This is a genomic window from Leptospira kirschneri serovar Cynopteri str. 3522 CT, assembly GCF_000243695.2.
GTDB lineage: Bacteria > Spirochaetota > Leptospiria > Leptospirales > Leptospiraceae > Leptospira > Leptospira kirschneri.
The window spans coordinates 193551-207136 of the sequence record NZ_AHMN02000011.1 but is presented as its reverse complement, the minus strand read 5'-3'; the positions used below and the strand labels follow the sequence as shown (position 1 = coordinate 207136).

Genomic DNA, 13586 nt, shown 5'->3' with positions numbered 1-13586 from the left:
CGAGATTAGAACTGCTTGAAAGTTCGCAAATTGCCAAATGTGACCTAATTGTAGGAACTACTACATTTTATTAAAAATTTCTAAAAAATGATCTCATAAAATTCTTTAAGGTTTTGAAATAAGTTCTAAAGAAAAAACTAATATTCTTTTTTCATAAATCAAGTTTACTTACGAATCTTTCGATATAGAAATCTCGCCGGATGTAAATATTCCAAAATGGAAGATTCAATAGGGATCGGTTCTCCCAGAATTAAAGAAGTGAGTATTTCCGCCCCTAAAAAAGAACTTACAATTCCCCTTGAGCCTAAACCTCCAAACACGTATAACCCTCGAATCGTTTTTAGATTTGGAAATATTTTGTTTCTATTTTTAGGCAAATCGATTTCTTTATAAATTTTTCTAAATTCTCTTGGATCAAAAATTGGACCTAAAATTGGAAGACGGTCCGGAGTTTGAGCCCGCAATCCTACTTTTTCTGCAAACACACAACTCGAATCAAAATTTAAACTTGGATATTTGTTTTGAACAAATTCTAAAAGCTGGTCCGTATCTTTTTTCCGGGGAAGAGGATTTAAATCAAATTCGTCGAAGGTCGAACCTAAAATATGTTCTCCTAAAACGGAAGGAGTCAAATAATGTTCCGCGCATAAAATGTTCGAGATACGAGACGATTTCTCCGTTTCTTTTAAAGATATAAGTTGTCCTCTAACTTTTCGAATTGGAAACGGTTCTTCTCCTTCGAATAAGGAAGCGACCAACGTTCCAATCGAATGAGAATTACAGAATATAATAGAATCTGCAACTACTTCCTGTCCTGATTCTTGGATTACTATTTTCCAAAAAGTTCCTTTTTGTTCTATATGATCTGCGGTTCCCTTTATAAATTCGATTCCAGGTTGTTCGGCACATTTTTTTGCTATAGATCCAGGACGGGTCCAAAATCCATTTCGGAAAAAAACTCCCGGTTTGTTCTCTAAAAGATTTTCGTTCTGAAATTCGGAAACGATCGGTTTCCAAAATACAATCTCTTCGGAAAGTTTATGATTTTCTATACTCTTTTGAAGTCTTTCCGAACCCATCTCTTGTGTCACACCGTGAAACAATCCTGTTTTTCCAAAAAAGTTTTGATCCACAAACAAAGTAAGAAAGGAAAGAGCGTATCTAAAAGCGCGTAACGTGAATAGACTAATAGGTCCGGGAATTTTAGTAAGATGCGGATGTGAAATTGCCATCGGAATTCCTGAAGTTTCCTTTGCAATTCCCAAAGGATCGATCAGCAACACTTGTATTCCCCGTTTTGATAAGGAATAAGCAAGTGTAGAACCCGCGATCCCCGCTCCTACGATCGCAGCAGTTTTGATTTGTAACTCCGGATAAACGCGTCTACACCAAGGTTTTTCTTTCAGATTTGATTCTAAAAAAGAATCGGAATAACTTCCGATCAACATTTCTCTTTTTCTTCCAAAACCAGGACGTTTTTCCAACTTAAACCCGGCAGAAGATAACGAATCCCGAACCGTTCTTGCAACCGTAAAGGTGGATAACGTGGTTCCTTTTTTAGAAACGTATTTTAAGTTTTCTAAAACGGATTTATCCCACATCTCAGGATTTTTAGAAGGGGCAAAACCATCCAAAAAAATGGCATCCACTTTTCCTGATATTTCGCACAACGCATTAGAAACGTCGTCCAAAAAAAGTGAGAGATGGATTCTACCTCCTAAAAATTGAAAATAGTTCATTCCAGGAATTAAATCTTGATATGAAGATAAAAATTCTTTTTTAATTTCCGCAAGTTCCGAAAACGTGGAAAGCGCTTTGGAAATTTCTTCCCGATTGAGTGGGAACTTTTCGATGGATATAAAATGTAACCTAAACCGATCTTTGTATTCCAAGTATTCTTTCCAGGCGGTTAAAAAATTAAGCCCTGTGCCAAAACCCAATTCCAAAATACAAAACGAATTCTGAATATTCAAATTTTTCCATCTATTGTAAAGATCATTCCCTTCGATAAAAACGTGTTTGGTTTCTTCCAATCCGTTTTCCGGAGAAAAATAAATATCATCAAATCGTTCAGATACGGGAGTAAGATTATTTTTCCAAGTGAGCATTAAATTTTCGGAGGCGGGGGTTCGGTAGATTTTGGAGGTGAAGATTCCTTTCCAGGACCACTTTCTTTGCGAAGTAAATCTTCGGAATTGGAGCTGGATAATTGAATTTCCTTTCGGACTCCAATTCGCAAAGTATTCATGGTTAGATAAAGATCGTGATGACTTTCTCCGTTGGTACTAGGTATTGTTTGAGTAATCGGTGTTTTAGAAAAGTTACCAAAACTGAATAAATCCCTGCTGTCGTTATTCCCAATACTTGATACTTCTAAGTATAGATATAAATTATAAAAAATGGTATCTTGTAAAAAACGACCTATATTATATTCATATAATATTTTAAATCCTGCAATTGCTCTTTTCTGATTTCTTGTAGAGGAAACCCTAAAACCATTCTCCAAAACGTCGAAGTCATAAATACTGTAACCCAGATTAACCCCAACTCCTAAATTCCAATTTTGGAGTTCCCAAAATCCTAAATAAAGAGTTGTATAAGCTTGATAGTCTATATATAAGTATTCCATTTTTCTTGCAAAAGGTTCAGTAAGGGGATATACACCATACAAAGTTTGTTCCGTTAGATTAGAATAAACTCTTCCGTCATCCGGAAAATTGAGAAGGTTTCCTCGAAAAGTTCTAGGGGAAGTTAACGTAAAACTATAAGCGAAGTAATTTAAAAATTTAAAATAACCCTTAAATGGGAAACCGGGTAATCTTCTAGGAATGGATCCGATCGTATAAAAGGCTACCGATTTCACAGAATCATCATTGACCATACGGTCGCTTTTGTCCGAAATTTTAGAACCTCCATTCGTTCTGACGAAATTTTCAAGAGAATTGTATTTCGTAAAAAAATTTAACTGAGTGTTATCCACTCCTCCAGTAAGAATTACACTTTCAAAAAAGGATTCTAAAGTTTTACAGGAAGTCATACAACTGATCCATATCGATAGAACTACGATCTTTTTCGATACAAATGTTTTCTGTTTTTGATCTTCGAAAAGGTTCATATTTTACTGATATTCTTTTACGATTCATCATTCTAGAATTCTTACCAAAACCTGTCTGCTTTTATTGTTTTTAAATTTGTTTTTTATTTCTTTAAAGTTTTTAAGTTCTAATTATCATTGAGAGGGTTCTTGACCGAAGAGTTCGAAACAATATTCTGGTAATCCAATTCGTTTATGTTAGAGAAATACGATAAAATTCCAAAACGATACCCAGTTTCACTCGCTCCTATGATGGATTGGACCGATCGACATTTTAGATATTTTTTAAGACTGATTTCTAAACATACGTTTTTATATACGGAAATGATTCATACTGGAGCCGTACTTCACGGGGATCGTAGTCGACTTTTATCTTACAGTCCTGAAGAATTACCTCTGGCAATTCAGCTAGGAGGAAACGATCCAAAAGCACTTGCGGAATGTTCCAAGATCGGAGAAGACTATGGATACACCGAAATTAATTTGAATGTAGGTTGTCCAAGTGATCGTGTAAAAGAAGGAAACTTCGGCGCCTGTTTGATGGAAACTCCGGAAAAGGTCGCTGAATTGACGTTTGCAATGGACACTTCCGTTTCAATTCCTATAACCGTAAAATGTAGAATTGGAATTCCAGGTAAGGATACTTTTGAAGACCTATGTAAATTTATAGAATGTGTTCGCCAAACAGGCGTTCGGCGATTTATCGTCCACGCAAGAATCGCGATTTTAGGTGGGTTTACTCCCGCACAGAATCGTCAAGTTCCTCCTTTACGTTATACGTACGTTGAATCTTTAAAGAAGGAATTTCCGGATCTTTTGATAGAGATCAACGGAGGAGTCCGAACTCTTACTTCGATTCGGGAAAGACTAGAAAAAAATGACGGAGTGATGATCGGAAGGGCCGCGTACGAAACTCCTTATCTTTTTTCGGAAGTAGATTCTTTGTTTTTTGGGGAAAACCTGCCTCCTTTAAGTAGGAGAGAAGTTTTACTTAGAATGAAGGACTATATAGAAGAAGTAATCTTAAAAGAGAAAAACGGAAAACCGCATCACGCACTTAGACATATATTAGGTTTATTTTATGGAGAAAAGGGAGCCCGCAGTTTTAGAAGAATTCTTACGGAAGGAATGTACTCCGGTTACTCGAATGATCTTTTATTCAGAGCCATTCAAGAGATTTCCAATGATTCTTTAGATTATGTTTCGTCTAACGCGTGTCTGTATAAATCCGGTCCGTAAAACGGCTACTCTCCAAAGTTATCTTCAGAATAGTATAAAATTGCTCAACTTTTTTGAATTCTTCCTCATACCTATCGGGGCTTTCGTTAAATGAAGGATCGTTTTCTAAAAAAGGAGGCATGAATGGCTTTCCAGAACCGAAGAACTTTCAAAAAAAGTAATGAATCTAAAATGAGACAAAATCTGTAGGAACTATTACAAATCCAAGATTTTACAAACAACTTCTAAAATTGTAGGAACTCATACTTTTAGAAAATCTTTTCTCATTCTCTTAGCTCACGTTAAAAACCTTTGGATTTTGTATGAGTTCCCACATTTTCAAAATCTAACTGCAAAACCTGGATTTGTAATAGTTCCCACAATTGAGATGCTCAAAGTAAAAGTGAAAAAAATAATAGTTAACGGATATTAAACGCCAGGAAAATAGGAAGAAAAGGAGGGACGTACATGACAGTTAATACAAGCGGAAAGTGGTGGATAGGCTCAGAACCAACCGACATCGCCGAATTCCTCTCTGCTTACTCACAAGATGGATATCCTATTTCAGAATTTCGCCTGAGTAAGTGCGAATGCGGATCTGTCACTTTCGGGTTAGAGGCAGACGACAATGAAGGAGTTGCACGTAGACTGTGCACTTAATGTGGCACTGCCCATTTCATTTGCGATAGCGCGGAGCACTGGCCTGACGCGGAACCCGAACAATGGAAATGCATCGAATGTGATTCTCTTCACACCAATGTGGGCGTGGGCTTTGCCATGCACAAAGATCCGCCCTCTGAAATTCACTGGCTTTACGTTGGATGCCATTGTACTCAATGTGGTGTGCTCGGTTGCTTTGCAGAGTGGAAAGTTGGATATTCATCTTCCTCCCATTTATTAGATACGGTTTAAGATCTGGGCGAAACTTTACATATCTCCTTCGGTAGGCGAAATCTATATTCAAAAATTAATTTATAGGAAAGAATAATGTTCAAAGAAATAAGTGATTTTGCTTACCAACGTAATTGGGAAGGAACTGTCGTTTTCTACATTGTAGGGAATCGTTGCATTGAGTTTTTTATTCGTCCAAATTTTCTTACGTCGAACTCATGTTAATTATTAAGAGCTTGTCCCAAAACCTGTCGAGCGCCAATAGAAGCGAGATGCTGAGTTCAGGAGGTGTTTGCTTTAGTTTCATAAAATGTGGGAACTATTACAAAATTGAACTAGATTAATACTGCTTGAAAATTGCCAAATACGACAAAATCTGTGGGAACTACTGCAGTTTATTAAAAATTTCTAAAAAACTATCGCATAACATTCTTTGAAATTTTGGGACAAGTTCAAAATTTATTGAAACATCTCACTTAAAAAAATCCAATTTTTTTCGGTGAGTCTGTCTCACTCGTATCGAATCCTTTCTATGTTTCTTTTGTGATTTCATTGGAGGTTCAATACGATGAAACAAAATAAAAATAAATTTCAAAGAGGAATGTTGAAGATCGCGATTTTCGCAACTACGGCATTGTTTCTAATTACAAATTGCAAAAAAGATAAGGACGACAATACCTTAGAATTGTTGTTAGCATTGAGTTTGATGGGAGGAGGCAGCAGTGCAGAATTTCAGCTTTCCACAACAAGTGCCTTAGTTGCCGCACGTACCGCAAACGCGAACTCACGACAATTCAGAATGTTGCCGCACTCCACTCTGCTTACGGATCTTGCAGGAGATAATCCTGAAAATTACGGCGATGGAATCGCGGACGGTTTCAATGACCGATTCATAACTCCGGAAGCCGTTTCCATGGAACTTTGCCAACTGCTTGCCTACAAATCCGTTGCAAAAGGGGGACCAGCGGTCGGAAGTGAAACTTTGGATAATGCAAGTTTTATCGCATTTAAATTTCCAAGCAATCTACCTCCGGGAGTTGATTTTGGACCTTGTTCCGGCGGAGCAGCGATCATCGCCTTGAAAGGTAAGGAAAAAGGCAGGGTTCTTATCAATCCGATACCAGCAGCTGAGATTCAGGATTACGATCGAATTGGGTTTGTAATGGAATCTTTCTCTTATTACTTTAATCCGAATGATGTTCCTGAAAACGCATACCGTTATGTAGACTTAGCTCTCAATCCTTTGGCTGGAGATCATCTGGATACGGACATCGTAAGAGGAGATGTAATTACGAAAATATGGAAAAACGGTTGCCCTGCTTCATTCGCAAACTCAGCAAGTGCGTTCTTCCCTCAAATGGTTTTGGAAAAGGGAGAATCTCTTCCGATGGGAACCACGTGTTCTATTGGGGAGGCGCTCATTCATGCCGGTTCAGGAGCTTTCTTTACTCCCAATGTCAATTACAAAGCTCAGTTCACAACGGATCCCGACTCTTTTTTAAATCCTCCATCGGCTCCCGGAGTATTTTACAATGCAGCCCAAAAACTCAAGTTTAAAGTGCCTGCTTCAGTCAGTAACTTGAGCGCCACAACCCCATACATCTTGATTACAAACATAAACACAGCAAAAGGTGAAAAGAATTCGGGAGAGTCACCAAGGGAAATGAATCTCTCATTCGATATTTCCGCAGACAATACTCTTTTCTGGGATTCCAACGATGGAAACAACGTATTCTCTCCACAATTGGATATAGCAGATAGACCAAACGCAACCAGCGGAGAAGACAATTTGACAAACACTGCAAGAAAAAATATGATCTTTCATTTACCAACTATCATTAGCTCGTTAAAATGAATAAGAATCTATTCAATCTTATATAGGTGATTAAAAAAATACGAGAAAGAATTCAAACGGATTTTTTCTCGTATCGATTTTATAAGGGAGTTTATATACAAATGACTTTGTATATACAATTCAATTTGAAAAAAGATTTTTATGAAGTTTATAGCCTGATCATTTGTATCTTGAAAATTTTCTATTCGAGAAAAAGCGTTCAAATTCAATAGGCGAAACCGAATCAAACTTTTTAAGAACAACTTCTTGAATATGTTTGAATCCTTATATACAGAGCATAGATAATGAAATTAAGTCAGGATCACGATTTCTCAGTATTTTATAAAAACTATAAAGATTCCATCTATAAGGTGATCCGATTTCTTTCCAGCGATCCTGAAGAAATAGAAGACGTAGCTCAAGAAGTTTTTTTAAATCTATATAAATCCCTTCCCAATTTCTCACCGGAAAAAGGTAGTTTTTATACCTGGGCGGCAACGATCGCAAAGAATACTTTTTATACATATAGAAAAAAACAGAAGAAAGATATGATCGTAGAAGGAAACGCAGTTTTTATAGAATCTCTCCAAGTAGAAGATGATTTTATTCAGAACATAGAAACAAAAATTGTAGAGGAAGAATTGAGGGAAATCATCTCCACTTTACCCGAACCAGAAAAGAGTATTATTTTGTTAAAAGAAATCAATAATTATACATTAGAAAAAACTTCACAAGCGTTAAACATATCTTCCAGAACCGTTAGTAGAAAACTATTAAAAGCGTTGGATCTACTTAGAGAAGAATTAGAAAGAAGAAAAGTGGTTTTATAATTATGGAAAAAAAAGATCTACAAGAAGAATTTGAAGAACTGATGTCTCTGTTCCTTTTCGGAGAAACAAAATCAGAAGAAGAAAAAAAATTAAACGAAATCATATCCCTTCATCCAGAATTTAAAAAAAGATATGATAACTATGTAAAGATACAAACCGGTCTAAAACAACATAAGACGGGACTTGAGAAAATCCTAACTGAGTCTTCAAAACCTTCTTCTAAAATCAGCTTATTTCCTGTAAAATTTAAAAATCAATTACTGGCGATCGCTGCGATCATTTCTTTAATTATTTCTTTGTCCGTAATTTTTCAATTAGGAATATTCAAAAAATATGAACAACTTCCCTTAGTAGCCACCGGAGCGTGTGGTATAGAAACACTAAGGAAAGATTGGATTCGACCGGATCAAAATTCTTTTTGCGACGTAAAGATAGAAGGTCGGCTTCACTTCAGAATTTTTCCAAATTCGGAAGTTCGAATATTAAAATTACCTAAATCCGTTGAAGAAACAAAAACAAACGGTTTATCTATATTCGTACAGAAAGGAAATTTATTGTTAAACGAAACTCCAACAGACAATAAAAAACAAACTAAGATTTATCTGAACGGAACCGAGATCCAATTGACCGGAACCAAAGTATGGATCGAAAATTCGGAAGAACGTTATAAAATCAATGTTTGGGACGGATCAGCGGAAGTCCGGTCCGGAGTTCGCTATTTACTTCCGTTCTTATTGGACAAACAAATGGAAAAGTCCGTAAAACATACGTTAGATGAGCATCCAGAACAAAAAACAAAATATGAAAGCATCTGGAACGATATTTCTTTGGAAAAACTTTCCAATTCTTCTTTGGAAACGAAATCCTTATTCTTTCAAAAAGATTCCGTTCAAAATCCACTCCTTGTTCTAAATGAAAAACAAACGAATCCAAATGAAATGTTCCTTCTTTTGGAAAAAATGCAAAAGACGATCGTAGAAACAGCCTCATACAAAAAAACAACTGTATTGCAAAAGAGAGACATCCAAGAACTAGAAACGTTTGCGAGTGGTTTTGAAAATCCCAAATCGATCGAATTAGAAAATGAAAAAATAGAACCGAATATATTACCAGTTCCTAAAGTAGAAAAAAAGATAGAACCTAAAAAAGAAGAACCTGTTCGTTTAGGAAACAAAACGATCAAACTAAAGGACGGCTCCGAATTAAAGGGAAATCTGATCCAATATGAAGACAGATATATTATCGAAGTCGAAGGTAAAAAAAGAGTAATTTTGTCCAAAGACGTAGAATCGATTTCATTTTAAATCGTTAGTTATGCCTCTTAGAAATACACAAAAAATTGGGGTTTTTCTAGTAGTTCTTTGTTTTCACGTTTTACCAAATTTGGGAAAAATCTCTGCGGATACAATCATCTTAAAAGACGGGCAAACGTTCGAAAACGTCAAAACATCACTACGACAAGATCACGTATTGGTCCAAGACGAAAAAGGCAAAATCGAAAAAATCGACTTAACCCTAGTTGAAAAAATTCTAATTTCCGAAATCAAAAAACCCGAAGTCACCCAAGAAGAAAAAAAAGAATATAAGAATATTAAAAAATTCTATTTTTCTCTTAATGGTTCCTCGTGGAATTCCAAGGTTTCGGAAGGGATTAATTTTAATCGTGGATATAGTTTAACGGATGTTAGAACGAACGTGGTCAATATCGATCCGTATTTCGAAAGGAGATATACCGTAAACGTTCGAACCCTTTCTTTAAACGGAGAATATCGCCCCAAATCGAACTTTGGTTTTTTTCTTGGACTGGAACAAAACTCTTATTCTTTTCCGGATCAACGTATTTCTCCTTTGATCGGAATTAATACGTTCATTGCTCTAAATACAACTCAGGAATATCAAACTCTTTCTTCCGTTTCCTTAAGTTCGTTTCTGGTCAATCAATTGGACGGAAAATTTACTCAGAGTAGCGGCAAATTTTCCATAGAAACAATTTCGCTTTCGCCCGGAGTAAAATATTATATTCCAATTTCAGAATCTTTTTTTTGGTTTGTTCAAGGTGGGTTCGGGTTCGGGAAAAGTTACGAAAACGGAATTTACTCTAAACCACTGACTCAAACGGTTATTTTAGTAGGAATCGGAATTCAATGGGAATCGGATCTTTATTTTTTCAACGCAGCCTTACAGTTTCGAAAAACGGATTTAATTGGGTCCGTAAATTCTTATCATTTTCAAGAACCGATCTTTATGGTTGGAACCGGACTTAAGTTGTAACGTCCTCCGCGAACTTCATTTCGCTCGTTCAGGTAGAAGACTTGCATTCAAACCCTTTACATACATTCGCAATTTAGAATATAACCTAACGTGAATTTGATGGTTGAAAATCTGGTGAATCAATCGCTAACTCAATATTTCTCTCTGCCAAATGATCCATAGAAAATAAGGTACGTATTTCAATTGATCATTTCCTGAACTCAGCAGAACGGCTCTCTACGGATCACCGTTTCGAGTCAAAATAGAATGCTTTAGCCAATAAAGTGCATTAAATAAACTCAATATAATAGATCATCTTAAATTTCAATTTAGAACTTATCTCAAAACCTCAAAGAATTTTAGGCAATCATTCTTTATAAATTTTTAATAAAATGTATGAGTTCCTACAAATTAGATCTCATTTGGTAGTTTGCGAACTTTCAAGTAGTTTTAATCTCATTAAATTTTCGTAATAGTTCCCACATTGGACGGTTTTAGGACAAGCCTTATTATAAAAGCGAGACACTGAGCGTTCTGCTGAGTTCCTCCATATCAATCACTTTCACATTGATTATACAAAACCAATATTAGTTTTAGGAATCAGAGTTAGAATCTATAATTCAATAGTAAATTATGAAACATACTGAGAAATATTTCCCCTACTACGTTTTCCGAAGAAAATCCAACGGCCCCCCGCTTATTGTCTTCTATCCTCAGTCTTCAGTCCCCTGCCTTCCGTTTCCCAATCCATCTTAATTACTAAAATGTAATTATCTCTGAGGGTATAAGTAAAGATTACAACTTGTTTATGAAGATCCATATCGTACATAGGTTCGGTCACAGTCCATTTTGCAGCATTCTGAACTACCTTTGCTTTATGACGGATGAAAAAAGGTCTCCAGGCATAATTGTTTCCAATTTCCGTGAGATCGGAATCCCACTCTTCTCCGGGATGAACTCGGAAATAAGTAGGAGTAATTTGATAACCGAAAATATCACAGGCAAATACGGAAAGAATTTCCGTAGGAAGTTCCGAGAGCATCAGATGAAGAACCAGAGGAAGATCTTCCTTTCCATTATGTCGAAGGGCTTCTAATTTCTCCCCCAAGGAATCTATAACCGACTGACCTTTTTGAAATTCCTCTAAGAGTTCCATAAATCGAAGTCCAGAGAATTTTTCCAAAGTGTCTCTGAGAGTTCTATTAAATTGTTTTTTATCCTGAAACTCTACTTGAGGTCTTGAAAAATAAAATCCCTGAAGAAGATTTGCCCCCATAGAAAGAGCGAGATGTAATTCTTCCTCCGTTTCAATTCCTTCAAACAAAAGATCAGAACCCAGTTTTTGAGACATGTCTGCGATCGCACTCAGTACGTTTTTAAAAGATCTTCGGTTTAAACTTTCCCGCATGATCTTGATGTCCACCTTCATTATATCTGGATGAATATAACCGATTCTTTCCAGATTGGAAAATCCGACTCCTAAATCATCCACCGCAATCTTAAATCCGTAGTCTTTGAACACGTTTACGATCGATAAAAGTTTTTCTATATTACCGTCAAACTTATCTTCCGTGATTTCTAAAACCACTTCAGAAGGAGGAATATCGTATTTTTCAATCAGATTGAGAACGTGGATTCTTTTGAGATCCAATACGTCTCCTGTATGGATCATAGATAGAAAATTAGGCATCATGTTGAGGAAAAGTTTCGTTCGTAAACCGGAGTCTTTGAGATGTCGGATGGCTTTTTCTCGGATCAATCGATCGATTTGGATCAGTCGGATTGCATCTAGTTCCGGATTGTGAAATTGATAACCCAAAGAACGGTATTCATTCTTTTCGGGAAAATAAAATCTTCCTAAAACTTCATATCCTATAATGTTACAATTGGTTACTTCCAGAATCGGCTGGTAATGAGGTTGATAATTGTTTTCTCCATAGGAGAGTAAATTGCTTGTGTCCTGGCTATACAACATGTACTTATTTAAAAATCCTTTACTGAAATCCTCGGAACCGGGCTCCGCAAGCAAAATTCCAGATAAAAAAGCGCCTAATTCAGGATTAGGAAAGACTACATTCTTCTTTTTTTTTGAAACCTCTTAAAAAAACTGACAATCTTAAAGGTATTTACATGAAAGAGGCGATCGGCCATCTTCTCAACCCCTCTACATTAGAACCAAATCTAGGTCTTTATTCCGGAACTCTTGGGATCGATAATTCCAGAGAGTATAAAACCTCTTTTTTGTCTTCCTTGAAAAAGATAGACTCCGTTTTAGTCGATTTGATTACAGAAGATTTTCTACTTGGACTTCGAATTTTTAGAGGACCAGGAGCCTGCAAAGCACTTCTTAATCTCTGGTTTTTCGAGTCTGAAAATTTTAGAGACTTTGAATGGGCGGGAAGTGCAGGTAAAGATTTTTTATCCAGAGGTACGTTTCGAAACGGTTATTGGAGTTTTACAAAAGGGGATCAAAGATTCAATTTTCGTTTAGACGACACGATTCAACAAGGTTATACCCATTCTTCCATCTTAAGCCCCAATCTCAATCTACAATTGGACGCACTTGTCAGTACTGTGGAAAAAACAAACAAACCCGTTTCTTCTTTGGAAACTTCCGGAAAAGATTGGCTGTTTAGACTAATTTCTCCGGATCTTTCAGTTAGAGGCCAACTCGCAATCGATGACAAAACCTGGAATTTAGAATCTTCGGAAAAATTATCTTATAGCATTACAAGTGGTTTTGAAAACCGATCTTTTTTGTCGGAATCTAGGATTTATGGTTTTGGATCCGGAAAAAATTCGTTTCGTTTGAACTACAATCCAAACACTGGATTCCTTCTTTGGAAAAATGGAATTCCTACATTTTTGGAAACTGCAAGTTTGAAAAAAGAATCCCTATCCTATGTACTTCATGACCCTTCGGACCAGATTGAACTTACAGTTACTCCGGTTCGAAAAACCCAACATATCGTTTCTGGTTTTTTCGGAAAAAAAATTCCAATGGAAAAAATAGAAGGAAGGGTTTCCGGTAAAGTTCGCATCGGAAGTAAAAAAGAGACGATCAAAAAAGGTTTTGCAATTTTAGAAATCTAAACTACTACACAACAAAACTCCTCGTGTTAGTTCCCACAAATTACGTCTCTTAAAGGAGTCGTAACATTCTGCTTTGATCCATCGAGAACAGTTTGAGTTTTTTATTTACCTAGATTTTCTTACGTCGAACTCACATTCCATAGTCAATTTCGGAATTTAGAGTTGTTGAAAAATTCATTCTCCATCTATTTCCGTTACATTGAAATAGACAGTTAAAGCAGTTTTGTTAATCTCCACTATAGAACTTTTCAACAACTCTTTTAAAAAAATATGGATTAGAATTAATATATAATTCAAATTTAAGTTTAGAATAAACAGATTATCATTTCCTTTTATTAGAATATCCTATCAAACAATTAAAGACATAGACGGAGAA

10 protein-coding genes are annotated in these 13586 nt (G+C 36.1%); 7 read left to right on the top strand and 3 right to left on the bottom strand.

Translation table 11 applies throughout. The annotated features are described in order from the left end of the window. Positions 1-164: 164 nt before the first annotated feature. Complete coding sequence (gene mnmC1 / locus LEP1GSC049_RS212745) at positions 165-2108, bottom strand: FAD-dependent 5-carboxymethylaminomethyl-2-thiouridine(34) oxidoreductase MnmC1 (RefSeq protein WP_004753062.1); 1944 nt, start codon at positions 2106-2108, stop codon at positions 165-167. Further along, the gene (locus LEP1GSC049_RS212750; RefSeq protein WP_016748455.1) at positions 2108-3115 is read right to left on the bottom strand and encodes an LIC10647 family lipoprotein; all 1008 of its coding nucleotides are present in this window, start codon (positions 3113-3115) and stop codon (positions 2108-2110) included. Before LEP1GSC049_RS212750 ends, mnmC1 begins: the two co-directional genes overlap by 1 nt. A gap of 174 nt (positions 3116-3289) precedes the next feature. Between LEP1GSC049_RS212750 and dusA the strand changes: the two genes are divergently transcribed. From dusA to LEP1GSC049_RS212775, 6 genes are all read left to right on the top strand, one after another. Then, positions 3290-4333 (top strand): tRNA dihydrouridine(20/20a) synthase DusA, encoded by a 1044-nt coding sequence (dusA, locus tag LEP1GSC049_RS212755; RefSeq protein ID WP_004753413.1) that lies wholly within the window; start codon positions 3290-3292, stop codon positions 4331-4333. A 1438-nt stretch (positions 4334-5771) separates the two neighbouring features. Next, a complete protein-coding gene (gene srpA / locus LEP1GSC049_RS212760) occupies positions 5772-7058 on the top strand; it encodes a sigma factor sigX-regulated lipoprotein SrpA (protein ID WP_004763795.1) in 1287 nt (428 codons plus the stop codon). 26 nt (positions 7059-7084) lie between these two features. After that, entirely contained in the window at positions 7085-7270 is a 186-nt protein-coding gene (locus LEP1GSC049_RS2000000229125) for a hypothetical protein (protein WP_004753304.1), read from the top strand. Between the two features lie 72 nt (positions 7271-7342). Next, positions 7343-7867, top strand: coding sequence for an RNA polymerase sigma factor (locus LEP1GSC049_RS212765; protein ID WP_004756927.1), 525 nt, complete (start codon positions 7343-7345; stop codon positions 7865-7867). Positions 7868-7869: 2 nt separating this feature from the next. Next, positions 7870-9171, top strand: a complete 1302-nt coding sequence (locus LEP1GSC049_RS212770; RefSeq protein WP_004763785.1) for a FecR domain-containing protein — start codon at positions 7870-7872, stop codon at positions 9169-9171. Between the two features lie 10 nt (positions 9172-9181). After that, positions 9182-10138 carry a hypothetical protein gene (locus LEP1GSC049_RS212775; protein ID WP_016560981.1) on the top strand — a complete coding sequence of 319 codons (957 nt, stop codon included), beginning with the start codon at positions 9182-9184 and terminating at the stop codon, positions 10136-10138. Positions 10139-10814: 676 nt separating this feature from the next. On the opposite strand, the gene LEP1GSC049_RS212780 is transcribed toward LEP1GSC049_RS212775, so the two are convergent. Then, positions 10815-12092, bottom strand: coding sequence for an EAL domain-containing protein (locus LEP1GSC049_RS212780; protein WP_016748453.1), 1278 nt, complete (start codon positions 12090-12092; stop codon positions 10815-10817). A gap of 155 nt (positions 12093-12247) precedes the next feature. On the opposite strand from LEP1GSC049_RS212780, the gene LEP1GSC049_RS212785 reads away from it, so the two are divergent. Next, positions 12248-13210: a hypothetical protein gene (locus LEP1GSC049_RS212785; RefSeq protein ID WP_004753342.1), complete on the top strand. Its 963-nt coding sequence runs from the start codon at positions 12248-12250 to the stop codon at positions 13208-13210. The last annotated feature ends 376 nt before the right edge of the window (positions 13211-13586 follow it).